The 23,108-nt window shown below is 69.0% G+C and carries 22 protein-coding genes; 3 read left to right on the forward strand and 19 right to left on the reverse strand.

Features of this window, described 5'->3' with window-relative positions; translation table 11 throughout:
• Positions 1–17: 17 nt before the first annotated feature.
• The 3 genes from B4E96_RS06585 to rplM all read right to left on the reverse strand — a co-directional run bounded on the left by B4E96_RS06585 (position 18) and on the right by rplM (position 2,605).
• A complete protein-coding gene (locus B4E96_RS06585) occupies positions 18–1,484 on the reverse strand; it encodes a phosphoglucosamine mutase (protein WP_286956862.1) in 1,467 nt (488 codons plus the stop codon).
• 134 nt (positions 1,485–1,618) lie between these two features.
• A complete protein-coding gene (gene rpsI / locus B4E96_RS06590; RefSeq protein WP_170274616.1) occupies positions 1,619–2,128 on the reverse strand; it encodes a 30S ribosomal protein S9 in 510 nt (169 codons plus the stop codon).
• 33 nt (positions 2,129–2,161) lie between these two features.
• Entirely contained in the window at positions 2,162–2,605 is a 444-nt protein-coding gene (gene rplM / locus B4E96_RS06595) for a 50S ribosomal protein L13 (RefSeq protein ID WP_102161819.1), read from the reverse strand.
• Positions 2,606–2,937: 332 nt separating this feature from the next.
• Between rplM and B4E96_RS06600 the strand changes: the two genes are divergently transcribed.
• Both B4E96_RS06600 and B4E96_RS06605 read left to right on the forward strand, forming a co-directional pair.
• Positions 2,938–5,319 carry a hypothetical protein gene (locus B4E96_RS06600; protein ID WP_286956863.1) on the forward strand — a complete coding sequence of 794 codons (2,382 nt, stop codon included), beginning with the start codon at positions 2,938–2,940 and terminating at the stop codon, positions 5,317–5,319.
• On the forward strand, positions 5,316–7,541 hold the full coding sequence (locus tag B4E96_RS06605) for a hypothetical protein (RefSeq protein ID WP_286956864.1): 2,226 nt from the start codon (positions 5,316–5,318) through the stop codon (positions 7,539–7,541). Before B4E96_RS06600 ends, B4E96_RS06605 begins: the two co-directional genes overlap by 4 nt.
• Before the next feature lie 290 nt (positions 7,542–7,831).
• On the opposite strand, the gene B4E96_RS06610 is transcribed toward B4E96_RS06605, so the two are convergent.
• The 3 genes from B4E96_RS06610 to B4E96_RS06620 all read right to left on the reverse strand — a co-directional run bounded on the left by B4E96_RS06610 (position 7,832) and on the right by B4E96_RS06620 (position 11,889).
• Positions 7,832–10,135: a 5'-nucleotidase C-terminal domain-containing protein gene (locus B4E96_RS06610; RefSeq protein WP_286956865.1), complete on the reverse strand. Its 2,304-nt coding sequence runs from the start codon at positions 10,133–10,135 to the stop codon at positions 7,832–7,834.
• A gap of 225 nt (positions 10,136–10,360) precedes the next feature.
• Complete coding sequence (truA, locus tag B4E96_RS06615) at positions 10,361–11,248, reverse strand: tRNA pseudouridine(38-40) synthase TruA (RefSeq protein WP_286956866.1); 888 nt, start codon at positions 11,246–11,248, stop codon at positions 10,361–10,363.
• Positions 11,245–11,889 (reverse strand): hypothetical protein, encoded by a 645-nt coding sequence (locus tag B4E96_RS06620; RefSeq protein ID WP_286956867.1) that lies wholly within the window; start codon positions 11,887–11,889, stop codon positions 11,245–11,247. The genes truA and B4E96_RS06620 overlap by 4 nt, the downstream gene beginning before the upstream one ends.
• Positions 11,890–12,083: 194 nt before the next feature.
• Between B4E96_RS06620 and B4E96_RS06625 the strand changes: the two genes are divergently transcribed.
• A complete protein-coding gene (locus B4E96_RS06625; RefSeq protein ID WP_286956868.1) occupies positions 12,084–13,259 on the forward strand; it encodes a glycosyltransferase family 4 protein in 1,176 nt (391 codons plus the stop codon).
• Positions 13,260–13,284: 25 nt separating this feature from the next.
• Here the strand turns inward: B4E96_RS06625 and B4E96_RS06630 are convergent, their stop codons facing one another.
• The 13 genes from B4E96_RS06630 to B4E96_RS06690 form a co-directional block, all read right to left on the reverse strand.
• The gene (locus tag B4E96_RS06630) at positions 13,285–13,899 is read right to left on the reverse strand and encodes an energy-coupling factor transporter transmembrane component T family protein (protein WP_286956870.1); all 615 of its coding nucleotides are present in this window, start codon (positions 13,897–13,899) and stop codon (positions 13,285–13,287) included.
• Positions 13,896–14,726 carry an energy-coupling factor ABC transporter ATP-binding protein gene (locus B4E96_RS06635; protein ID WP_286956871.1) on the reverse strand — a complete coding sequence of 277 codons (831 nt, stop codon included), beginning with the start codon at positions 14,724–14,726 and terminating at the stop codon, positions 13,896–13,898. Before B4E96_RS06635 ends, B4E96_RS06630 begins: the two co-directional genes overlap by 4 nt.
• A 4-nt stretch (positions 14,727–14,730) precedes the next feature.
• Positions 14,731–15,354 (reverse strand): biotin transporter BioY, encoded by a 624-nt coding sequence (locus B4E96_RS06640; RefSeq protein WP_286956872.1) that lies wholly within the window; start codon positions 15,352–15,354, stop codon positions 14,731–14,733.
• A gap of 215 nt (positions 15,355–15,569) precedes the next feature.
• On the reverse strand, positions 15,570–17,168 hold the full coding sequence (gene guaA, locus B4E96_RS06645; protein WP_286956873.1) for a glutamine-hydrolyzing GMP synthase: 1,599 nt from the start codon (positions 17,166–17,168) through the stop codon (positions 15,570–15,572).
• Between the two features lie 34 nt (positions 17,169–17,202).
• Complete coding sequence (locus B4E96_RS06650; RefSeq protein ID WP_286956874.1) at positions 17,203–17,673, reverse strand: DUF3817 domain-containing protein; 471 nt, start codon at positions 17,671–17,673, stop codon at positions 17,203–17,205.
• Complete coding sequence (locus B4E96_RS06655) at positions 17,663–18,559, reverse strand: SURF1 family protein (RefSeq protein WP_286956875.1); 897 nt, start codon at positions 18,557–18,559, stop codon at positions 17,663–17,665. The genes B4E96_RS06650 and B4E96_RS06655 overlap by 11 nt, the downstream gene beginning before the upstream one ends.
• A gap of 32 nt (positions 18,560–18,591) precedes the next feature.
• Positions 18,592–19,728 carry a GuaB3 family IMP dehydrogenase-related protein gene (locus B4E96_RS06660; RefSeq protein WP_286956876.1) on the reverse strand — a complete coding sequence of 379 codons (1,137 nt, stop codon included), beginning with the start codon at positions 19,726–19,728 and terminating at the stop codon, positions 18,592–18,594.
• 83 nt (positions 19,729–19,811) lie between these two features.
• Positions 19,812–20,036 (reverse strand): DUF664 domain-containing protein, encoded by a 225-nt coding sequence (locus B4E96_RS06665; protein ID WP_414632683.1) that lies wholly within the window; start codon positions 20,034–20,036, stop codon positions 19,812–19,814.
• Entirely contained in the window at positions 20,017–20,493 is a 477-nt protein-coding gene (locus tag B4E96_RS06670; RefSeq protein ID WP_286956877.1) for a hypothetical protein, read from the reverse strand. Before B4E96_RS06670 ends, B4E96_RS06665 begins: the two co-directional genes overlap by 20 nt.
• Complete coding sequence (locus tag B4E96_RS06675; protein WP_286956878.1) at positions 20,490–20,972, reverse strand: hypothetical protein; 483 nt, start codon at positions 20,970–20,972, stop codon at positions 20,490–20,492. The genes B4E96_RS06670 and B4E96_RS06675 overlap by 4 nt, the downstream gene beginning before the upstream one ends.
• Positions 20,969–21,484 (reverse strand): hypothetical protein, encoded by a 516-nt coding sequence (locus B4E96_RS06680; protein WP_286956879.1) that lies wholly within the window; start codon positions 21,482–21,484, stop codon positions 20,969–20,971. Before B4E96_RS06680 ends, B4E96_RS06675 begins: the two co-directional genes overlap by 4 nt.
• Before the next feature lie 92 nt (positions 21,485–21,576).
• Complete coding sequence (locus tag B4E96_RS06685) at positions 21,577–22,050, reverse strand: hypothetical protein (protein ID WP_259797792.1); 474 nt, start codon at positions 22,048–22,050, stop codon at positions 21,577–21,579.
• A gap of 74 nt (positions 22,051–22,124) precedes the next feature.
• Positions 22,125–23,036 carry a LysR family transcriptional regulator gene (locus tag B4E96_RS06690; RefSeq protein ID WP_286956880.1) on the reverse strand — a complete coding sequence of 304 codons (912 nt, stop codon included), beginning with the start codon at positions 23,034–23,036 and terminating at the stop codon, positions 22,125–22,127.
• Positions 23,037–23,108 lie beyond the last annotated feature (72 nt).

Genomic DNA, 23,108 nt, shown 5'->3' on the forward strand with positions numbered 1-23,108 from the left:
TCAGCTCCGCCTGCCGATCACAGGGTGAGTTCGCGCTTGACGACTTCTGCCAGGCGTTCGGCCTGCTGCTGGGCGAAGTCATGCGTCTCCGCTTCGACCATGACGCGGATGACCGGTTCGGTACCCGAAGCGCGCAGCAGCACGCGGCCGGTCTTGCCGAGCTCGGCCTCCACCGCTTGGACCTCGGAGGCAACAGCTGGGTCGCCGGCGCGGGTCTTGTCCACGCCCCTGACATTGATGAGCACCTGCGGCAGCCGCGGGATCTCAGCAGCCAGGTCGGCCAGGGAGCGCTTCGTCTGCGCCATCCGGGCCAGCAGGTGCAGGGCGGTCTGCACGCCGTCACCGGTGGTGCCGTAGTCGAGCATGAGCACGTGACCCGACTGCTCACCACCGAGCGCGTAGCCTTCGGCGAGCATGCGCTCGAGCACGTAGCGGTCACCGACCTTCGTCTGCACCGTCTTGATGCCGGCCTGCTCCATCGCCAGATGCAGGCCGAGGTTTGACATCACGGTGGTGACAAGCGTGTCGTGGGCGAGCTTGCCTGAGTCCTTAAGGCTCAGCGCCAAGATGCCCATGATCTGGTCGCCGTCGACCTCGCGGCCGAGTGCGTCGACGGCCAGGCAGCGGTCGGCGTCTCCGTCGAAGGCGACACCGGCATCGGCGGAGTGCTCCTTGACCGCAGCAACGAGCGAATCGATGTGGGTGGAGCCCACGCCGTCGTTGATGTTGTAGCCGTCCGGGTCAGCGGCAGTGACGATGACGCGGGCGCCGGCTTGGCGCAGCGCGGCAGGTCCGACGACCGAGGCGGCGCCGTGGGCGCAGTCGACGACGACGGTGAGTCCGGCCAGTGGGGCGCCGATGATCTCCAGGGCACCGGTGACTGGTGCGACCGGCGCATCCGGGTCGGAACCGGCAGGCTGCTGGCCCTTGAACACGCCCATGACAAGCGATTCGACGTATTCGTCGGCAGCAGACGGGAAGTTGCGGATCCGGCCGACGGCGTCACCGGTCGGGCGATCCCAGTCGGTGCCGATGAGACCCTCGATCTCGTCTTCGAGAGCGTCGGGCAGCTTCGTGCCGCCGCGGGCGAAGAATTTGATGCCGTTATCGGGCATCGGATTGTGGGAGGCGGAGAGCACGACGCCGAAGTCGGCGCCGGTGTTCTTCACCACGTGGGCGACACCGGGGGTCGGCAGTTCCCCGACGAGCAGCACGTCGACGCCGGCGGCGGCGATGCCGGAGGCGACGGCATGGGTGAGGAACTCACCGGAGGCGCGGGTGTCGCGGCCGATGACGGCGAAGGGGCGCTGGCCGTTGGCGGCGACGCCGGCACCGGAGGGTCCGGCGACGGCGACATGCTGGCCGTTGCTGCCGCGGCGGGCGAGCACACGGGCGCCGGCTTCGGCGATCTGCAGGGCAAGGGTGGCGGTGATGTCGGCGTTGGCGAGTCCGCGCACGCCGTCAGTGCCGAAGAGTCGTGACATGGTCGTCCTTGTGGGTGATGTGACAGGTCAGAGGGCCCAGCTGGCCTGGCTGCAGACACTCGAACCCCCGCACCGCGCATGGCGGGTGCGAGGGTCCGAGGTTCAGCATAGAGCCGGCACAGCGGCTGAGCGCATCAGCGCTTCGAGAACTGCGGTGCCTTGCGGGCCTTCTTGAGTCCGGCCTTCTTGCGCTCCGGGACGCGGGCGTCACGGGTGAGGAAGCCGGCCTTCTTCAGTTCGGCGCGGTTGGACTCGCGGTCGATCTGGTTGAGCGAGCGGGCGACGCCCAGGCGCACGGCACCGGCCTGGCCGGAGGGTCCGCCGCCGGAGATCCGCACGAAGACGTCGAAACGGCCTTCGAGGTCGAGCAGGCGCAGCGGCTCGTTAACGAGCTGCTGGTGCAGCTTGTTCGGGAAGTAGGTCTCCAGGTCGCGGCCGTTGATCGTCCACTGGCCGGAGCCGGGGACGAGGCGGACGCGGGCGATGGCCTGCTTGCGACGGCCGACGCCGGAGCCCGGGGCGGTCAGCGACTGCCCGCGGCCACCGGCCACGGACTCGCCCAGACCAGCCGAAGCCGGGGTCTCAGTGGAGTATTCGGTCAGTTCGACGTCGTCAACGTCAGGGGTGTTGGTGGTATCAGCCACGGTTCTCCTCTTAAAGTCTTGGATGCCTGGTGCTTACTGCGCAACCTGGCTGATCTCGAACTGCTGCGGGTTCTGGGCGGCGTGCGGGTGCTCGCCACCGGCGTAGACCTTCAGCTTCTTGATCTGGGCGCGACCGAGGCGGTTCTTCGGCAGCATGCCGGCAACCGCCTTCTCGACGGCGCGCTGCGGATCCTTGGCCAGCAGCTCGGAGTAGGACGTGCTCTTGAGGCCGCCCGGGTAGCCGGAGTGGCGGTAAGCGCGCTTCTGCTCCAGCTTGGCGCCGGTGAGCGCGACCTTGTCGGCGTTGATGATGATCACGAAATCACCCGAGTCGACATTCGGTGCAAAGGTCACCTTGTGCTTGCCGCGGAGCAGGCGGGCAGCCTGCGAGGCAAGACGGCCGAGGACGACATCAGTGGCGTCGATGACGTGCCACTGGCGCTGAACATCGCCGGGCTTGGGGGTGTACGTACGCAAAAGTAGCCTTCTTCTTCGTCTATTGAGTGAACAGCTCGATGGCCGCCATTTCCACAGGTCGTGATCCAGGAAACGGCGTCCGGCTTGTCTGGCGCGCATACGTTCCCACACAGCTGACCCTCATCCCAGTGCCTGCAACGCGAATGAGGCTTCATGAGGAGCGTGTATAGACGTATACAACAACAGGCTAATCTACCGGAATCGCCTCCCCGGGCGCAAACCGGGCCTGCGCCAGCTGACAGCAGGCCTCTCAGCAGGCGCCATGCTCCAGCCGATAAGCTGGGCGAGTGTCAGCCGCCTCAACTCCCGCCCGCGCGCGAGGTGCCGCTCCGGTGAGCATCCTCACGCGCTTACTCGTGTGCCTGGGTGCCATCGCAGCCCTCGTACTGCCCACCACGGCACCTGCCGCAGCCGGCGAGCCGGCCGACGCCTCGGGAGCGGAGCACCCGGTCGTCTTCATCGGGGCCTCGGGTCTGTCGCTGTCCGACATCAGCCCGGAGAGCACCCCACATCTGTGGAAGTTCGCTGAGCGCGCCGACATGGCCAATGTCACCGTCCGCTCCGTAGTCTCGGTCACCTGCCCGGCTGCCGGCTGGCTGGCCGTCGGGTCTGGGGCGCGCATGCACGCGGTCAACATCTCCCCTCATGTCACCGGTGAGCAGGCCGCTGCCGAGGCCGACGGCACGCTGAACAGCGAGGACGAGGAGCGGGCCGCAGAGGAGCGCCGCTCGGCGTGCCCGGACCTGCGCGCTCCAGAGGGCACCGGTGAGGACGTCACGGTGGAGAACTTCGACCGAGTCGTGGCAGCCAATGCGCAGAACTCCTACAGCTCAGGGATCGGCCAGCTGGCTAACACCGCCCGGGAATCTCGGGTGTGCGTCGAGGCGATCGGCCCGGGGGCTGCGTGGGCGGCAGCCGATGAGACCGGCCGCATCGACACGTGGGAGCCGGCCGGCACGAAACCGGGCAGCTCGGCTCGCGCCCAGCAGGCCGACACCGCCGGGACCGGTCTGTGCCCGCTGACCCTCATCGACGCCGGCACGATCGGTTCGGAGCGCTGGACGGCCGACGCCCCGGCCGGGGAGCACGATGAGCAGCTCGCCGCGATCGACGAGCACATCGGCGAATACCTCGCAGGCCTCGATCTGAAGACGACGACCGTGCACATCGCCGGGGTCGGCGACCTCGGCAACCCCTCCCGGCTGCGCGCCCTGCTGCGCTCCACCCCTGAGGTCAACACCGGTGATGCGTCCCCGGGGATCTTGGAGAGCTCCTCGACGCGCAAGCCGGTGCTGCAGCTGACCGACCTCACCGGATTGCTTCTCGCCGCCGCCCCGGGCATCGACGGCGAGCTGGCCCCGCCTTCTGCCCAGCTCACCCGCATCGACGCCGGTGCACCGGCAGCTGAGCGCATCGACTCACTTACCGGCGATGCGACCGCGGCAGCGACCGTGCATCGCAGCGCCCAGACCTTCTCAATCGTGGTGACGACCGCCTTCTACGTCCTCACTGTCGCTGTGGGCCTGCTGCTGCTGGTTCCGCTGCAGCGCTGGTGGGCGCGCCGGGCGGGAATCGCCCAGCCGGTGCTCGCCGGGCGCATCCGCACCGGCCTCGGCTGGGCCGGCCTCATCCTCGGCACCGTGCCGATGGGATCGTTCATCGCAGCCCTCTTGCCGTGGGAGCGGATGGCCGACCCGGTCCTCGGCCTCGGCCTGGCGATCGCCGCCGGTTCTGCGCTGCTGCTGGCCGCCGGCTTCGCAGGTCCCTGGCGGCGCACCTTCGCCGGACGCGTCGCCGCGATCTGCACGGTCACCGCGGTGCTGCTCGGCGTCGATGTCGCACTGTTCGGTTCGCAGCTGCAGTACAACTCGCTCATGGGCTACAACGCGATCGTCGCCGGACGGTTCTACGGCCTCGGCAACCAGGGCGCAGCCCTGTTCATCGTCGCCCTGTTCCTGGCTCTGGCCTTCGGTGCCCGGGCACTGGCGGCACGCACTGACCGGCGCGGGCCGCTGCTCCTGTTCCTGGCAGGTCTCGGCGCGATCGCCGTCGGCACGCTCGGCAACCCGGTGTGGGGTGCGAAGTTCGGCGGCACCGTCGCCACCCTGTCCGGGCTCATGGTGCTCATCGCGCTCAGCCTCCGCGCCCGCCTGTCGCTTATGCGGCTGGCTGGGATCGGGGCTGTCTCGCTCGGCGCGATCCTCGGTGTCGCCGCCCTCGACTATCTGCGCGCACCGGCAGCCCGCTCGCACTTCGGCAACTTCTTCGCCCAGCTGCTCAGCGGTGGGGCCTTCGAAGTCATCTCCCGCAAACTGAGCGCGAACCTCAACATCATCGTCGTCAACCCCGGCATGGCGATCATCGTGCCGCTGGCCGCGCTTGTCATCCTCATCTTCCTCGCCTACCTGCGCCGGTTCGCCGCTACCGCGCCGCTGACCCGCCGCTTCGACGGCGTGCTGCCCGAGGCCTTAGACGATCGCTGCGTCCACGCCGGGTTCCTCGCCGTGTGCACCGGCCTGCTCGTCGGCCTCGTCATCACCGACTCCGGCGTCGCCGTCCCCGGCACCGGGGCGATGATGTTCGTCCCGTTCCTCCTCGCCCTCAGCGCCGATGTCCCCGTCGGCCGCACGCCGTCAACGGCGGCGACCATGTCCGAGGCGGCTGCTGGACCGCAGAAGACGACCGGGACCAGCGTGGCTGGGGAGGGCCGATGACCCGTCTGCGCCCAGCCCTTCTGGCGGTGTTCACCGCCGTGCTCATCGCAGCCCTCGGGCTCGCCAGCCCGCTTGCGGCCGCCGCACAGGCACCGGGCGCCGGGCCACCGGACGCTCAGGAGCTGAGAGCTCAGGCACCGGGTGCTTTGGAGCAGCCGGCCCCGGCTGCCGGTGAGCCGCAGTCCCAGCCGGTCATCTTCGTCGGCGTCTCCGGCCTCGAGCATGAGGACCTCGATCGGTGGCGGACCCCGCACCTGTGGTCACTGGTGGAGAACGGATCGATCGGCACGATGACCCCGCGGTCGGTGCGCTCGACGAGCTGCCCGGCCGACGGCTGGCTGGCGGTCAGCTCCGGGCGGCGTGCTGCCGATGAATCTGCCGCCCAGTGCCGGGCGCTGCAGCCGCCGCTGTCAGGCTGGACCGCTGACTGGGACGTCTACCAGGAGAAGGTCGCCCACGACCGCTATGACGCCGACCTCGGTGCGCTGGCCGCAGCCGTCCCCGATCTCCATGCGATCGGACCCGGAGCGGCGATCGCCGCAGCCGAATCCGATGGCCGGGTGCGCTCCTACGAGAGCCTCGACGCCGACCTCGGCGACCAGGTGCGCACCGCAGCCGAGCACCATCCGCTCGTGCTCATCGACCTGGGCAATGTGCGCACCCCCGGCTACTCGATCACCGAACTCGACGACCACCTCGGCGACATCCTCGCAGCCTACGACGAACACGCCGCAGGCGGTGCAGACGGCGCGCAGCCGCTGCTGATGGTCGCCTCGATCGCCGACGGCTGGACTGAGTCCTCCAGCATGCAGTTCGCTGCGATCCAGCGGCCCGGTGAGCAGCCGGGCATCCTCACCTCCCCGTCGACCAAGCAGCCGGGCCTCATCCAGACGACGGACATCATGCCGACCCTCGTGCGCGCGACCGGCGCGCAGACGGATGCCAACCTCGCCGGCGCCCCGATCACCACCGCCTCGGCGCCGGCCAGTGCTGGGGATCGCTACCAGCTCATGCTCGACCGGCAGGTCGCCGTCGCCACACAGGCGGCGATGTCGGTGTGGTTCTATCCCGTCCTCGCCGGGCTCATGGCCGCGCTGCTCGCGGTTGCCGCGCTCGTCGGCCGGCGCGCCTGGCCGCGGGTCATCAACCCGCTGCGCGTCGGCGGGTTGTTCTTCGCCGCGATCCCGGTCTCGACCTACCTCGTCAACGTCATCCCGTGGGAGCGTTCGACGAGCCCGGATGTTGCGATGCTCGCAGCCTTGGCCGGGTGGGCTCTGGCGCTGACGCTGGCCGGGCTGCTCGGGCCGTGGAAGCGCTTCACGCTCGGCCCGCTCACCTTCGTCGCCGTCGCCACCGTGCTCGTCCTCGCCGGTGACGTCATCACCGGTTCGCACCTGCAGATGTCGACGCTGCTCGGGGAGCCGCTGCTCATCGCCTCCCGCTTCTACGGCATCGGCAACTCAGCTCTCGCGCTGTTCCTCACCGCGCTCGTCTTCGCGCTCATCACCGCCTGCTCGCTCATCGCCAACCGCTGGGTGCGGCTGAGCGTCGTCCTCGTGACGATGGTGCTCGCCTGCCTGCTGCTGGCCACCCCCGGACTCGGCACGAAGTTCGGCTCCGTGCCGGCGCTCGTCGTCGGCCTGGGCGTGCTGGCGCTGGCGGCTGCCGAGATCCGGGCTTCGATCAAGCGGCTGGCGCTCATCGTCGGCACGACGGCCGGCATCATGATCGCCGTGCTCGTCATCGACTGGCTGCGCCCGGCTGATGACCGCACTCACTTCGGCCGGTTCTTCGCCTCGATCATCAGCGGTGAGGCCGGCGCGGTGCTCATGCGCAAGATCGGCATGAACATCGACATCCTCACCCAGTCGTGGATGACGTTGCTGCTGCCGCTCATCATCGCCGCGGTGTTCTGGGCGGCGATCGCTCCGGGCCGGTTCCGCATCCCGGCGCTGCCCCGGCTCTACGCCCGGTTCCCGTATCTGCGCATGGGCATGATCTCCTTGGCGGTGCTGCTCGGCGTCGGTGCCGTCGTCAACGACTCCGGCATCATCGTCCCGGCTGTTGGGCTGCTGTTCCTCATCCCGGCACTCGCCCATCTGGTCGGCCGGCAGGCAGCCGAATGCCAGCGTGAGCCCCGCACCTCGCGGCCGCTTTCCGGTGGGCCGGCCGGGGGATCCGAAGCCGCGGGCACGCGGACGGTCCCGCAGTCCCAGCGCTGAGCTGCCGGGGCTCTTCACGTGCGGCGCACAAGCGCTGCCCCTGGATCGCTTCCACGTCCCCGCGGGGACGTCACCGCGGCGACGTCTCCTGCTGACACCAGCGTGCTCTCCTGCCCGGCCACCACCCACATGTGATCCCCCGGCCTGGGCCGGGGAGACGCTGGGCTGACCAGTCCCCCAGACGCCGATCGGCCCGCCTGCCGGTCCCCGGGTGTTCCGGGTTCCGGCAGGCGGGCCGATGGTGGTGGCCGCGCCGGTCAGCGATTCAGCTCACCGATCTCACCTGCTGCTCAGAGCTGCGAGCGGCGGCGAACGGCGTAGACCGAGGCGGCACCTGCACCGATGAGGGCCAGTGCGACACCGAGTGCGGTGGCAAGCTCGGCACCGGTGCGCGGCAGGCGACCCCTATCGTCCTTGCCCTTGCCGTCGTCGTCCTTGCCCTTGCCGTTGTCATCCTTGCCGTCGTCATCCTTGCCGTCATCGGACGGGTCGTCGGAAGGCTCATCGCTCGGATCGTCCGAGGGATCATCGGACGGATCGTCAGACGGGTCATCCGACGGGTCATCTTCGGGAACCGTCACGGCTGCTTCGACCTCGTGGACGAGCGGCATCGGGTTGTCGTCCCAGAAGGCGTGCTCCGGATCAGCGGTCAGACTCACGGTGAACGGGTACTCGCCTGCCTCGGCGCCCTCAGGTGCCGTGATGGTGAACGGGTAGTCCGAGTCTCCGGCCGGGATCTCGTCGATCCGGGCGCCGTCGCCCTCGTCGTCGGCCTTCTCGCCGTAGTCGACCTCGAAGCCCTCGGGCAGGCCGGAGACTGCGTAGGTGACTGGTCCGGTCACCGTCTCCTCAGCCTTGAGGTTGACGGCGAAGTTCGTCGGCTCGTCCTCGCTGCCGGTCAGCGTCGCTTCGACGGTGCCGTTGCTGATGACGTCGAGAGCGGCGTCAGCCTGGCGCTCCTTCTTGTCCGGGGAGACCGGGGAGTTCTCTTCGAAGTACTTCTGCCAGATCTCGAAGTCGGTCATGCCCGACTGCTCGAAGGTTCCGGTGGCAAACGAGGAGAAGTTGTCACCGCCGGCTGCCAGGAACGACAGCGTGGCGACCTTGTACTCCTTCTTCGGGTCGATGTCCTCACCGTTGACCTTGACGGACTTCACCCGGTCACCGGCCTCGGCAGTCGAGTCGTAGACGACGTCGAGCTCATCGGAGATGCCCAGGTGCAGGAACGGACGCGAGGCGCCATCGGGTTGCCACTGCTCTTCGAACAGCTGGGTGACGGCCTCACCGGTCATCGTCACGACACCGTGGTCGTTGGCGAACGGAAGCACGCCGTTGAGCTCGGCGACGGTGACTTCGCACTTCTCTTCGTTGTTGTAGATGTCATCGCACGTGAGGTCGGTGCGCAGGCCGCCGGGGTTGGTGATGCCGAAGTCGGCTTCCCCGAGCTGGGTGTAGGTGGTGCCCTCCTTGAGGGCGTCGGCGACGAGGTTGCCCAGCGTCGACTCAGCGCCGCGGTCTTCCTCGCCGTCCTTCTCTGCCCGGGTGATGTCCTCGGTGATCTCACCGACGACCTGAGAGCCCTTCTCCTTGGCGACGTCCTTAGCGTCGGAGATGATCTGCTTGACCTTCGTCACGCGCTCGGAGTCGTAGTCCTCGCCCTTGGTCGGCAGCACCTCGTTGGTGTCGACGTTCCAGTTGCCCTCGGCATCGGCTTCGAGGACGAGCTTCGAGACGGCCTTGGCGTAGTGGTCGGCCTGCACGATCGGGCGGGTGCGGTCAGTGCCGGGCACCGGAGCCTCAAGTGCCATCTTCTTGTGCGAGTGGCCGAAGAACAGCGCGTCGACCGAGGCGTCGGCGTCGTCGACGAGCTTGGCGAACTCCTTGTTCGAGCCCTTCGCACCATCGACGGTGTCGGTGACGTCCGGGCCGAGGTGGGCCTGGACGATCGTCAGGTCCGGCTTCTCGGCATCCGGCAGCGCTTCGAGGCGCTCGGCCTCGTCGTTGACAGCCTCAGTCGCGTCGCCGAACTCGAGTCCGGAGATGCCGTCTGGCGAGACGAGGCTGGCGGTGTCCTGGGTGACGACGCCGATGACGGCGATCTTGACGCCGTCGACTTCGTACTGGTGGCTGGCCGGCAGGGCATCGAAGTGATCCTTCGTGCCTTCCTTGTACACATTCGCGCCGAGGGTCGGGAAGTCGCTGCGCGGGACGATCCGGTCGCTCAGATCGTCGAGACCGCGGTCGAATTCGTGGTTGCCGACGGCCGAGGCGTCGAGCTCGAGGGCGTTGAGGTAGTCGATCGTCGGTGCGTCCTCCTGGGCGGAGGAGGTGTAGATCGAGGCACCGATGTTGTCACCGGCCGATAGCAGCGTCGTCGCTGCCTCACCGCCGTCGAAGGCGGCGCGCTCGCGCTCGATGACCGAGGCGGTGCCGACGCCGTCGGCGTCGAGGCGGCCGTGGAAATCGGTGATCCCCAGGATCTGGATCTTCTTGCCCTCCTCGACATCAGCCATGGCCGGCAGTGCACCGAGCGGCACAACCAATCCGGCGGCGGCTGTGACGCCGATGAGCAGGCGGGGCAGGGATGAAGCCATTTTCGTCCTTCGTCAGGTACCTGATTCGTCTCCACGCCGGGCCCGCTCAGGGGCAGCGGCGCACCGTTCCAGCCTGCCGTGTGCCGATTGCCTCACGGCGAACTGAAGCTGAACGCGCTGTGAAAACGCTCAGGCTCTTCACATGGTCCAAGAATCACTCTCTCATAGACCAGGGCTGGCCGGAACCCCGGCACGCAGATGCACCAGCTGATGAACCCGCGGTGCTCAGTCGGCGGCCGACTCGGCATCTCGCCGGGCGCGGGTGCGCTCAGCGCGCGCCTGCCACTCCCGAGGCGGTGGATACTCGACGTGCTCCATCACCAGGCCGTGGGCGGGGGTGACGAACATCGGGCCGAGGTCGGTGCTTCCTGCCTCGGCGCGGGCGATGAGTTCGGCCGGGCGAGTGGCCGGCCAGGCGCCGGTGCCGACCTTCATGAGCCCGCCGACGAGTGCGCGGACCATGTGGTGGCAGAAGGCGTCAGCGCGCAGGTCGATGACGATGATGTCGGCATCATCGCGGGTGACGGTGCAGTCGAGCAGGGTGCGGATCGTCGTCGATTCCGGGCGCGGCTTGCAGAAGGGCAGGAAGTCGTGCAGGCCGATGATCTCCTGGGCCGCGGTGTGCATCGCCGCAGCATCGAGGCGCTCCTTCGACACGGTCGTGCGCCCGGCAGCCAGCGGGTCGAGGAAGGAGTGTGGGTCGGCGATCCGGTAGGTGTAGCGGCGCGAGACCGCAGCGAAGCGCGCATCGAAGGAGGCATCGACCTCGGCGGCGGCGTGGACGACGATGTCCTCTGCGCCCAGGTGGCGCAGCGCCCCGCGCAGCCGGGCGGCCAGCGCATCACCGGCGGTGCGGTCGGAGCGGCCGATGAGCCGGTCTGCGATGGCATCGGTGACGTCGAGGTGGACGACCTGCCGACGGGCATGCACCCCGGCATCGGTGCGCCCGGCCACGACGGTGCGCACCGGAGTGCCGCAGACCGTCTCCAGTCCCGCTTCGATCAGGCCCTGCACGGTGCGGGCCTCAGGCTGGCGGGCCCAGCCGTGGAAGTCAGTGCCCCGGTAGCCGAGGTCGAGGCGGATCCGCCTGCGCGGCCCCTCCGTCTGGCTCACAGGCCCTCGCTCAGCCGGCCGGGCCGGTAGTCGGGATCGCTGCCGGGCACGATGTCCTGGGAGTCGGTGTCGAGGTCGAGGTCGAGCTCGGAGTACGGCACCGGGGTGAACTCCGGGAAACGGCGGGGCATGAGCACCGGCAGCATCCCGCGCCGGCGACTGCGGTAGCGGGCGACGTTGGCATTGTAGTAGCGGGAGTCAGCGGCGATGCGCGATTCGACAACACACATCTGGATGAACAGCGCACGGGCGACGTACTCGGCATCGGAGGCCGACTCCCCTGGTCCGACCTGCTGTTCGCCGAGGCGCTGGTGCAGCTGCGCAAGAGCCACGGTGAGCTGCTCTTCGGCCGCGCCCACCGCCTCGGGCCCGGCCGCCTGGCGAGCGGCGGCGAAGGCATCGGCGACCGCATCGACCCGCGAGCGCAGCTGCGGGTTCTCCTCGACGAGCGTCGAGCAGGATTCGAGGAAGGAGGGGATGAGAGAGCGGCGCTCGTGGATGTCAGCACTCAGCTGCCGGTGGCCTTCGGCGCCCAGATCACGGGCGAGGCTGAGCTGATTGAACCGGATGACGAGGATGACGATGGCGACGAAGAGGAGCAGGCAGGCCAGTGCGGCCAGCCACCACAGCAGCGTCGGCATCGTGTTCCTTTCCTCAAACCTCGACAAGCGCCGGCGCACCGCACCCGCCTTGTCGCGTGCATCGCCGGCTGGCAGGTTCGGCGCCGCCAACAGTTTACCGTGTGTTCGCCTGGACCTCGGGGCTTCGCCCGGAGTTGCCCGACACGTCACATCATGGCCGAACGGGCGTCATGCACACCCGGTGCACTGGAATCATGCGCGTCGCTATCCTGGCAGAATCATTCCTTCCGCACATGAACGGGGTGACCCATTCGCTGCTGCGGGTGCTCGATCACCTCGCCGACCGCGGCGACGACGTCCTCGTCATCGTCCCCGGCACCAAACGCGACAGACCCCACGAGGTGGCCGGTGCGCCGATCGTGCGCGTGCCCTCCTTCGCACTGCCGAAGTACCGGCGCGTGCGCGTGGCCCCCGGCGGTGTCGCGCGGATCCGCCGGCTGCTCGCCGAGTTCGAACCCGATGTCGTGCACCTGGCCTCCCCGTTCGTGCTCGGCTGGCGCGGCGTGCTCGCCTGCCAGGACCTCGGGTTGCCCTCAGTGGCCGTCTACCAGACCGAGGTGCCGGCCTACGCCGCCCGCTACGGCATGCACGGGCTGGAGCAGATGCTGTGGCATCACGTGCGCAACATCCACCAACACGCCTCGCTGACCCTCGTGCCCTCCAGCTACGCTGCCGGCCAGCTGACCTCCCACGGAGTCGGCACGGTGCGCACCTGGGCGCGCGGCGTCGACGCCAGCCGCTTCGACCCGAGCCGCCGCAGCGAAGCCTGGCGGCAGACGGTCGCCCCGAACGGTGAGAAGATCATCGGCTTCGTCGGCCGGCTCGCGGTGGAGAAGCAGGTCGAGGATCTCGCAGTGCTCGCCGGCGACCCGTCGCTCAAGCTCGTCATCGTCGGCGAGGGACCGCAGAAGAAGCGCCTCCAGCAGGTGCTGCCCGGCGCCCACTTCACCGGGTTCCTCGGCGGCGACGCACTCGCCCAGGCGGTCGCGAGCTTCGACGTCATGGTCGCCCCCGGTGAGCTGGAGACCTTCTGCCAGACGATCCAGGAGGCGATGGCCTCAGCCGTGCCGGTCGTCGCACCGGCCCGCGGCGGCCCGCTCGACCTCGTCGACTCCTCGCGCACCGGCTGGCTCTACCAGCCCGGCGACCTGCGAGCGCTGCGCGGTCACGTCCGCGACCTCGCCGGCGATGACGCCAAGCGCCGCGCCTTCGGCCAGACCGCCCGCGCCACCGTCCTCGGCCGGTCCTGGAAGTCGGTGTGCTCCCAGCTCATCGGCCACTACGCTGCGGCGATCGAAAATCCCGCCCCGCAGGTCATCGGCCGCTCCGGGGTGGGTGTGCCCCGCTGGGCGCAGGATCGCGTCGGCTGAGTCGCACCGTCGCCGAGGCGGTGGTTCAGTCCCCGAGTCCGCGGGCGTCGAGTGCCCGACCGGTGTCCTGAGCGAACTTCACCGCACCGAGCACCACCGGCACTGAACGTGCCTGGATGCTGCGCTCCAGCCCGCGGGCCCGCGCAGCATCTGCCGACTGTCCGACAAGCTGGGCCATGAACGGGATCGAGCGCACTGTCAGCGCAGCGGTCAGCGCAACCCGTTCGGCATCGACGCCGAGGAACCGCAGCGGGCGCACGAGGACGGCGAAGGCCTCGAGCAGCTGGCCGATCGAGGAGGTGAGCATGAGCAGGCCGGCGGCCTGGACGCACACGATGAGCTTCGACACCATCATCAGCGCGTGGGCGGCATCGCTGAAGATGAGGTGGAAGGCGATGATGAGGGCGACGAAGATCCAGATCGCCCGCAGCGGGGAGAGCACCTGGCCCAGCCGCAGCCGCGAAGTCAGCCCGCAGGCGAGCAGGACTGCGAAGACACAGGCGTCGACGACCGGATTGCGCAGGGCGAGCACGACGATGCTGATCGCTGCGACTGCCCCGAGTTTGAGAAGCACCGGGGTGCGGTGCAGCCAGCCGCCGGTGGGCACATAGGTGCCGAAGAACCGCGACTGCCGTCTCATCGCTGCTCCTCGCCCGAGGCGGGCCTGCCGCCGGTGGGCCGGCGAGCGTGAGAGACGGTGGCGGCGATGAGCTGCCGGTAGGCGGCCACCGCCTCGGCTGGGGCGGTGTCGGCGACGATCCGGCCGTCATGGAGCACCAGGGTGCGTTCGGCATCACCGGCGAAGTCGAGGTCGTGGGTGGAGACGATGAGCTGGACGCCGCGGCGGGCGGCGAGATCGTCGAGCGCGGCGCGCAGCAGCTCCCGGTTGGCCAGATCGAGCAGCGTCGTCGGCTCATCGAGCACCAGCACCGCCGGGGAGACCGCGAGCACGCTGGCCAGGGCGACGAGCTGCCGCTGGCCGGAGGACAGTTCGTAGATGGAGCGTTCGGCCAGATCCTCGATCCCGAACTCCGCAAGTGCCTCGACGGCTGCCAGCCGGCGGGCGCCCTTATCGCGGATGCGGCGTTTGAGGGAGAGTTCGACGTCTTCGACCGGGGTCGGCATGACGAGCTGAGCGGCCGGATCGGAGAAGACGAACCCGACCTCCCGGCGCACGGCAGCCCCATCGTCGATGGTGTCGAGCTCACCTAAGCGCACGCGCCCGCGGGTGGGTGCGGTGAGCCCGTTGATGAGCTGGAGGAAGGTCGACTTGCCCGATCCGTTGGCGCCGATGACGCTGATGCGCTGCTCCGCCAGCGTCAGGGTGAGATCGGTGAGCAGGGTGCGGGTGCGCAGCCGACTGCTGGCAGGATCCATGTCCTCGACGATGACGGCGACATCGTCGAACACGACTCCGGCCCGGGCCCTGTCCTGGGACCCGGGTACCGGAGCGTGTCCGTCGATCATCTGGTCAGCGCCTCACAAGGATGTTGGGGAAGGCACGGTGGATGAACAGGGCGAGTGAGGCGGCGACGATGTTCTTGACGACATCGCCGGGCCAGTACGGCAGGTCGGCGACGAACGCCGCCGAGAGCGGGATGCCGGCGTTGATCGAGATGCCGAGGATGCCCAGCGGGTGGGTGGTGAGGAAACTGGCGATCAGCCCGCCGATGAATAGGGTCGCCCACAGTTTGCCGCCGGTCATGCGCGTGACCGCCCAACCGGCGACGACGCCGGCGAGCAGCGCGAAGAGCGGGAAGGCGATGAGGTAGCCGGCGGTCGGCCCGGCGAGCACACCGAGGCCGCCGGAGAAGCCGGCGAAGATCGGCAGTCCGATGAGCCCGAGCACCAGGTAGAGCAGGGTGGCGAGGAAGCCGCGCAGCGGGCCGAGCGTCAGTCCGGTCAGCCCGATGACGAGGGTCTGCAGGGTGATGGGCACACCGACGTTGCCGACGGGGATCGGCGGGGTCATCGCGAAGGCGGCGATGAGCGCGGCGAACACCGCGATGAGTGCGATGTCGGTCGACGTGAAGCGGCGCGCCGACCGGCGGGCGCCGGCTGCCTCGGTCGCACCGGAAGCGGTAGGAGAGGTCATGGAGACTCCAGTCAGTTCTCAGTCAGGATGCAAACCAGACCAGCATAACTGAACACCGTTCAGTTCTGTGCGGCAGGCACAGCCGAACGTGCCCTACGCTGGCAGTCGCGCACACCAGCGGCCTGCTGAAGCTGCCCGGCACCGGCAGTCAGACTGAACCGGAAGTCAGGCCGGCACCGGCAGTCAGACTGGGCCGGCAGTCAGACTGGGCCGGCTCACTCCCACTCGATGGTGCCCGGCGGCTTCGAGGTGACGTCGAGGACGACGCGGTTGACCTCTTCGACTTCGTTAGTGATGCGGTTGGAGATCGTGGCGAGCAGATCGTAGGGCAGGCGCGTCCAGTCAGCCGTCATCGCGTCTTCGCTGGAGACCGGGCGCAGCACGATCGGGTGGCCGTAGGTGCGGCCGTCGCCCTGCACACCGACCGAGCGGACGTCGGCCAGCAGCACGACCGGGCACTGCCAGATCTCAGCATCGAGACCTGCGGCGGTGAGTTCGGCGCGGACGATCGCATCAGCTCGGCGCAGCGTATCGAGGCGGTCCTTCGTCACTTCGCCGATGATGCGGATGCCCAGGCCCGGGCCAGGGAACGGCTGGCGGGAGACGATGACCTCGGGCAGGCCGAGTTCACGGCCGATGGCCCGGACCTCGTCCTTGAACAGGGCGCGCAGCGGTTCGACGAGCGTGAACTGCAGGTCCTCGGGCAGGCCGCCGACGTTGTGGTGGCTCTTGATGTTCGCGGTACCCGAGCCGCCGCCGGATTCGACGACGTCGGGGTACAGGGTGCCCTGGACGAGGAACTCGATCTCCTCACCGGATCCGCCTGCGGCGCTTTCGCGGGCTTCGAGGACGAGGTCGGCGGCGGCGTTTTCGAAGGTGCGGATGAATTCGTGGCCGATGGCCTTGCGCTTGTCCTCGGGGTCGGTGAGCCCGGCGAGCTGGCCGAGGAACTGCTCGGAGGCGTCGATGGTGACCAGGCGGATGCCGGTGGCTTCGACGTAGTCGTTCTCAACCTGGGTGCGCTCGTCCTGGCGCAGCAGCCCGTGGTCGACGAACACGCAGGTGAGCTGGTCGCCGACGGCCTTGTGTACCAGGGCTGCGGCGACAGCGGAGTCGACGCCGCCGGACAGGCCGCAGATGACCTTCTTGTCCCCCACCTGCTGGCGGATGAGTGCGACCTGCTCGTCGATGACGCTGGCCGGTGACCAGTCGGAGCTCAGTCCTGCGACGTTGTAGAGGAAGTTGCGCAGCACGTCCTGCCCGAACTCCGAGTGCATGACCTCCGGGTGCCACTGCACGCCGGCGAATCGGCGTTCACGGTTCTCGAACGCAGCGATCGGCGCACCGGCAGTCGAGGCGAGCACGGTGAACCCAGCCGGCGCCTCGGTGACGGAGTCGCCGTGGCTCATCCACACCTTCTGGCTCTCCGGCTGCCCGGCGAGCAGCGTGCCGGGTTCGGAGACAGTGAGCTGGGTGGAGCCGTATTCGCGGCGGTCGGTCTTGGCGACCGTGCCGCCGAGCGAGGTCGTCATGATCTGGAAGCCGTAGCAGATGCCGAAGATCGGCACCCCGAGGTCGAAGACCTCAGTGTCGAGGGCCGGCACGCCCTCGCCGTAGACCGAGGACGGCCCACCGGAGAGCACGATCGCCACCGGCTTGCGCGCCGCGAACTCCGCTGCGGTCGCGGTGTGCGGGATGACCTCGGAGTACATGCCGGCTTCGCGCACCCGGCGGGCGATGAGCTGGGCGTACTGGGCGCCGAAGTCGACGACGAGAACGGGTGACACCTGCGTTGCGGTGGGAGTCTGGGTCATGTGCTCAATCCTAGTGTGCTTGGCGGGTGCGGGGTCAGCCCTCGACGGGGGCGACGACGACGGCCTGATCGAGTTCGTGCTGGACGCGGTGGTGGACGCGGCGCTCGAGGATGAAGGACATGACCGGCACGACACCGGCCAGGGCCATGAGCAGCAACTGGCTGAGCTTCCAGCGCATCGTCTGGTTCAGCCACAGACACGAGATGAGGTAGACGACGTAGCACCAGCCGTGGCTGATGGCGATCGCGGCGGCGAGGTTGAAGCTGCCGATCATGAGCGCCTGGGAGGCGTCGCCGTTCATGATGAGGCCGACGATGATGTACTTGTAGATCATCTCGACGGTGAGGATGAGCAGCAGGGTGCCGGTGATGATCGCCATGACCCGGTAGAAGCGCGAGGCGTTGAGCGCTGAGGTGTAGCGGCTGTAGAGCCAGACGTTGTCATCGGACAGGTCGGGCCGGGCGTCGTCGGGGTGCTGGCGGGCATCATGGGGGTCAGTGACCATCGGTGTCCTTCATCGGGTGCTGCTGAGGCTGCGCGTCCTGGCCGGGCCGGCTCGCTCCGGCCGGCTTGACGACCACATAGTCTACTGTCTTCCCGGCCGCGGCGCGCTGCTGGGCGAGGTAGGCGTCGCGCAGCAGCCGCCACCAGATGTAGAACGCGAATCCGGCGAAGAACAGCCATTCGAGGGCGTAGACGCCGGACTGCAGGTCGAAGCCGCCGGATTGATCGGCGCTGAGGTCCACGCGGGTGAGCCCATCGGCCGCTGCCGAGGCGCCGGGCCCGGAGTCCTGTTCGGGGAACAGATAGCCGGAATAGGTGTAGACGTCGAAGAGGTTGACCAGCTGCGAGGTCGAAACGGTGCGCACCTGCCCGGCAGGCAGGCCCTCGGTCGATTCCGGTCCTTCGATCGGGCCGAGCCGGGCGGTCATCTCCACCGGGCCGTCATGGGCGCGCGAGCTCATCGCCGCCTCTTCGTTCTCCACCCAGCCGCGCACCACCGGGATGGCGATCGGGCGGGTCTCATCCGCCTCGGCGCCGGTGAGCTGGGCGTCCTCGCCGATCGTCGCGCCGTCGGGGGCGAACATCGTCACGACCCAGAAGCCCTCGGTGCCGTCGTGGTAGCGGCCGGCGACGACGACCTGCGCATCGGGCAGGTAGTGGCCGGTGAGCTTCACTCGCTGGTCGGCGACGAGGCCTGGCTGCGGGACCTGGGCGTCGACGACGTCGTTGAAGTCCTTGACGGTTTCGATGTCCTGGGAGCTGAGGGCGTCGTTCTTGTGCTGGGCGCGGTTGAGCTGCCAGTAGGACAGCCCGACGAAGGCGGTGGCGAGCACGAGGACGAGGGCGAGGAAGCCCATCCAGCGTGGGGTGAAGGCGAGTCGGAGCATACGGATCGCTCAGCGCTGTGCGTCGCGCCGGCTCAGAACCCCGCGTTCTGCGGCTGGTAGGGGGAGACGACGACGTCGACGCGCTGGAACTCCTTGAGATCCAGGTAGCCGGTCGTTGCCATCGCCCGCCGCAGCGCTCCGGCGAGGTTGACTTCGCCGATCGCGGTGTGACCGGGGCCGAAGAGCAGCTGTTCGAGCGGGGCGACGGTGCCGATGTCGACGCGGCGGCCGCGCGGCAGCTGCGGGTGATGGGCCTCGGCACCCCAGTGGCAGCCCTTGCCCGGGGCCTCTTCGGCACGGGCGAGCGCGGAGCCGAGCATAACGGCGTCAGCGCCCATGGCGAAGGCCTTGATGATGTCGCCGGAGGTGCCGAGTCCGCCGTCGGCGATGACGTGGACGTAGCGGCCGCCGGATTCGTCCATGTAGTCCCGGCGGGCGGCGTGCACATCGGCCAGTGCGGTGGCCATCGGGGCGTGGATGCCCAGGGTCCTGCGGGTGGTGGCGGCTGCTCCCCCGCCGAAGCCGACGAGCACACCGGCGGCACCGGTGCGCATAAGGTGCAGGGAGGCGGTGTAGGTGGCGGCGCCGCCGACGATGACGGGCACGTCGAGTTCGTAGATGAAGCGCTTGAGGTTGAGCGGTTCGGCGTTCGAGGACACGTGCTCGGCTGAGACGGTGGTGCCGCGGATGACGAACAGGTCGACACCGGCGTCGACGACGGTGCGCCAGTACTCCTGTGTGCGCTGCGGGGTCAGGGCGCCGGCGACGGTGACGCCGGCTTCGCGGATCTCGGCGAGCCGGGCGGTGATGAGCTCTTCCTTGATCGGCTCGGCGTAGATCTGCTGCATCCGCTCAGTGGCCTGCTCGGCCGGCAGCGTGGCGATCTCATCGAGGTAGGGCTGCGGGTCCTCATACCGGGTCCACACGCCTTCGAGGTCGAGCACGCCGAGTCCGCCGAGCTTGCCGAGCGCGATGGCCGTGGCCGGGGAGGCGACGGAGTCCATCGGGGCGGAGATGAACGGGATGTCGAAGTGATAGGCGTCGATCTGCCATTCGAGGGAGACGTCCTGCGGGTCGCGGGTGCGCCTGGCCGGGATGATCGCAATGTCATCCAGGGAGAAGGCGCGCAGGCCGCGCTTGCCTTTGCCGATTTCGATTTCGCTGCTCACGCCTCCAGGGTATCGCAGGCCCCGGACATCGCTCTCACCGCCTGCTCAGCCTGCGGGCACAACTCCCGTTTCCGGCTGGCGGCTCAGTCGCCGGTGGACCCGTCGAGGTGCTCGCGGATGAGGTCGGCGTGGCCGAGGTGGCGGGAGTACTCCTCGATCATGTGCACGAGCACCCAGCGGATGCTCCACGGCTCACCTTGCCGCGGTGGTGCGGCAACCGGTGCGGACGGGTCGGTGATGCCTGCGGTGATCGCACGCGAACGGGCGACGGGGCCGGGCGTTGGCCGCTTACGGTTGCAGCTGGGCAGAGATCTGCGCGCGGCGCCTGCCGCTGACGAGCTGCAGGATCGAGGCGACGGCCAGGGAGACGGCTGCGGCGAGGACGAGCAGCAGGCCCCATGACGGCTCAGCCTGGACCGGACCGTGGGGCACGAGCTCGCCGTCGATGATGTGGTCGTACATGATGTGCGGCCATTCGGCGGTGACGACGCCGACGGCGCCGGTGAACAAGCAGGCGCTGCCCGCCAGGCCGATCCATCCCCATACGCGCGGGTGCCAGCCGGTGAGCGATTGGATGGCCATGAGGACGCTGATGGCTGCAGCCGGCCGCAGGAGCCATGTAGCCATCGAACGGTCAGCGGCCTGGAGGACGTTGGAGCTGAGCATGGCGAAACCGGGTTCAGCCGATTCGTAGACCGGGAAGCCGATGGTGAGGCCGAGCAGCAGGGGTGAGGCGATCGCGCACAGGCGGGCGTACTCCCTCATGCCGGCCCCGGGTCCGCAGCGGCAAGTGGTGTCTGCCGGGCGGCGAGCAGCTGCAGGGTCGCGGCGTGGGCGAGCGCTCCGGCGGCGCACACGATGAGCAGCAGGCCGAGCCAGGGCTCGGGGACTTCCATGCCGCCGGTCGGCCGGCCCTGGTCGTCGACGCCGTCCCACATGAGCGAGGGCCGGTTCTCCCCGGTGAAGGCACCGAACGCCCCGACGGTGAGCAAGAACGCGCCGAGGTAGCCGATCCACGCCAAGATGCCGGGCCGCCAGCCGGCGAAGGACTGGATGACCATGAGCACGGCGATGAGGATGCCCGGTGCGAGCAGCGCGGCCACCGGTGAGAGGCCGACGGCGGTGAGGACGTTGACGGCGAGGTCGTCGTAGTGTGCGTCCTCAACGCGCAGCACGGGCACCGGGATCGTGACTGCCAGCAGCACGACCGCGGCGATGGAGAGCACACGTGAGGCGATGATCATGATCCGTTCTCCTCCCCTGCCGGTGCCGGGGCGGCAGGCTGAGCCTCGGCCTGGGCGGGCCGGCTGCGGTGGGCTGTCACCAGCTGCAGGATCGAGGCGAGCGCCAGGGTCAGCGTTGCTGCTGCGATGAGTGCCGTGCCCCACCAGGGTTCGGGCAGGATCAGCCCGCCGGTGGGCATCCCGTCAGCGGTGACGCCGTCCCACAGGATGCCGAACGTCCACAGATGCGACACCACCGAAACCGCCCCGGCGGCAACGCAGACGCAGCCGGCGAGCCCGATCCAGCCGCCGGCCCGCGGAAGTATGCCCGTGAATGCACAGAAGCACAGGGCCACGGCGGCGAGGATGCCGGCGAAGATCAACGGTGAGAGCTCACCGGCTGTCGCTGCGGAGATGAGGCCGATGTCATCAGAGCTGGAGTCATGGTCGGTGATGCGCAGCACCGGCACCCAGAAGGCCGCAGCGAACAGCGCGACCGTCACGGCGGTCAGGACGCGGGTTGTCGTTCTCATATTTCCAGCCTCTGATGACTCAGCGTGCCGGTGGTGACGCCGCTGTGCCGGTTCCGACACAGGCGCAGGCAGGCGCCGCCTCGGGCGGGGGATCACGGGCCGTGTCGCTCCTTGGGCGAGCGAGTGCAGAAGTCTGCCAGCTGCACGATGCCGGCGGCGATGAGTGCGAATCCAGCCGCGGCGGCGAATGCCAGGCCCCACCAGATGTCAGGCTGCTCCATCCCGCCGATCGGCATCCCGGTGGGGTCGATGCCGTCCCACATGATGACGTTCTCACGCCGTGTGAGGGCTGTGTCGCCGGCGCCGAGGAGCTGGAGCGCGCCGACGGCAGCGGCGAGGAGCCCGGTGATCCGAGTGCGCAGGCCGGCCAGGCCGATGACGATGACCACTGCTGCGGTGCCGATGACCGGCACCAGGAGCAGCGAGAGCGGGGAGGAGCCTCCTGCCGCGAGGACGGTGTCGTATCGGGCGAAGTCCCGATTGGCGTAGCGCAAGACGGGCATCGTCAGCGAACCGGCCAGGCAGGCAAGCGCGGCGACGGCGAGGAGGCAGGAGGTCAGTCTCATGTCTCCAGCATGGGCGCAGCTTGCGTCACCGCGGTGACGTCGGTGTCACCGTCCTGACACACGGTGGGGTCCTGTCACACGAGGCCGAAGCCCTCGGCCTGGGCGATGATCTCATCGGCAGTGAAGCTGATGTGCGGCAGGTGGGCGGACTGCTCGACGACGTGCATGCACACCCGCCGGGAGGGCACCGGGTGGGTCAGCGCCACACTCGTAAGCCCAGCCGGCAGGCTGAGCAGAGCTAGAGCCGGCAGCAGGGTGATGCCGTGGCCGGCTGCAACGAGAGCCAGTGCTGCGTAGTGGCCTTCGGAGCGGGCAATGACCCGCGGAGCGATACCGGCGGCAGCACACGCGTGCAGGATCGCGCTCATCCCAGCCGTCACGCGGGATTCGGCGTCGATCCAGCGCTCCTCGGCGATCTCGGCCAACGGCACCTCCCCGGCGCCGGCGAGCCGGTGGCTGGTGGGCACAACGAGGTGGAACTCGTCGTCGAACAGCGGTGTGCGGATGGTGCCGGGCACCTCGGTGGCGGCGGCGAAGCCGGCCTCGCTGCGTATCTCGATGTCCGGCAGTCGCGGGGAAGGCGCGGAGTCGCGCTCATTGTCGAGGATCTCGAAGCGGATCGTCGAGAAGGTGGTGACGACGGAGTCGACGACCGGTGGCAGCAGGGTCTCGTGGAAGGAGGTGAAGCCCGACAGGGTGATGCGCGGGTCCGGTGAGGAGGTCATGTCATCGACGGTGCCGTCGAGACGGCGGACCTGGTCGAGGACCTTGGCGGCCTCCTCGGCGAGCTTGCGGCCGGCGTCGGTGATCTCGATGCCGCGCCCGGCCCGCCGGTAGAGCTCCAGGCCCGTCGAGCGCTGGAGCGTGGCGATGTGCTGGCTGACAGTCGCCGGCCGGAAGCCGAGGTTGGCGGCTGCCTCGACGACGGATCCGGCGGTGACGACGGCCCGCCAGACGCGGAGCCGGTTGAGGTCCCAGGAGCGCATGCGCACAGCCTAGCCGATATGTAGGCAGAACCGAATGGTTATCAGTTTTTCTCTGCTTGTGCCTGATGGTTG

This window comes from Brevibacterium sp. UBA7493, assembly GCF_002479565.1.
Taxonomy (GTDB): Bacteria; Actinomycetota; Actinomycetes; order Actinomycetales; family Brevibacteriaceae; genus Brevibacterium; species Brevibacterium luteolum.

Bases quoted from the DNA above. Each gene is read 5' to 3' on its own strand.
- B4E96_RS06585 (WP_286956862.1), bottom strand. From the start codon at position 1,484: ATGTCACGACTCTTCGGCACTGACGGCGTGCGCGGACTCGCCAACGCC.
- B4E96_RS06605 (WP_286956864.1), top strand. From the start codon at position 5,316: ATGACCCGTCTGCGCCCAGCCCTTCTGGCGGTGTTCACCGCCGTGCTC.
- B4E96_RS06610 (WP_286956865.1), bottom strand. From the start codon at position 10,135: ATGGCTTCATCCCTGCCCCGCCTGCTCATCGGCGTCACAGCCGCCGCC.
- B4E96_RS06620 (WP_286956867.1), bottom strand. From the start codon at position 11,889: ATGCCGACGCTGCTGTGGTGGCTGGCCGCACTGGCCTGCCTGCTCCTC.
- B4E96_RS06625 (WP_286956868.1), top strand. From the start codon at position 12,084: ATGCGCGTCGCTATCCTGGCAGAATCATTCCTTCCGCACATGAACGGG.
- B4E96_RS06630 (WP_286956870.1), bottom strand. From the start codon at position 13,899: ATGAGACGGCAGTCGCGGTTCTTCGGCACCTATGTGCCCACCGGCGGC.
- B4E96_RS06635 (WP_286956871.1), bottom strand. From the start codon at position 14,726: ATGATCGACGGACACGCTCCGGTACCCGGGTCCCAGGACAGGGCCCGG.
- B4E96_RS06640 (WP_286956872.1), bottom strand. From the start codon at position 15,354: ATGACCTCTCCTACCGCTTCCGGTGCGACCGAGGCAGCCGGCGCCCGC.
- guaA (WP_286956873.1), bottom strand. From the start codon at position 17,168: ATGACCCAGACTCCCACCGCAACGCAGGTGTCACCCGTTCTCGTCGTC.
- B4E96_RS06650 (WP_286956874.1), bottom strand. From the start codon at position 17,673: ATGGTCACTGACCCCCATGATGCCCGCCAGCACCCCGACGACGCCCGG.
- B4E96_RS06655 (WP_286956875.1), bottom strand. From the start codon at position 18,559: ATGCTCCGACTCGCCTTCACCCCACGCTGGATGGGCTTCCTCGCCCTC.
- B4E96_RS06670 (WP_286956877.1), bottom strand. From the start codon at position 20,493: ATGAGGGAGTACGCCCGCCTGTGCGCGATCGCCTCACCCCTGCTGCTC.
- B4E96_RS06675 (WP_286956878.1), bottom strand. From the start codon at position 20,972: ATGATCATCGCCTCACGTGTGCTCTCCATCGCCGCGGTCGTGCTGCTG.
- B4E96_RS06680 (WP_286956879.1), bottom strand. From the start codon at position 21,484: ATGAGAACGACAACCCGCGTCCTGACCGCCGTGACGGTCGCGCTGTTC.
- B4E96_RS06685 (WP_259797792.1), bottom strand. From the start codon at position 22,050: ATGAGACTGACCTCCTGCCTCCTCGCCGTCGCCGCGCTTGCCTGCCTG.
- B4E96_RS06690 (WP_286956880.1), bottom strand. From the start codon at position 23,036: ATGCGCTCCTGGGACCTCAACCGGCTCCGCGTCTGGCGGGCCGTCGTC.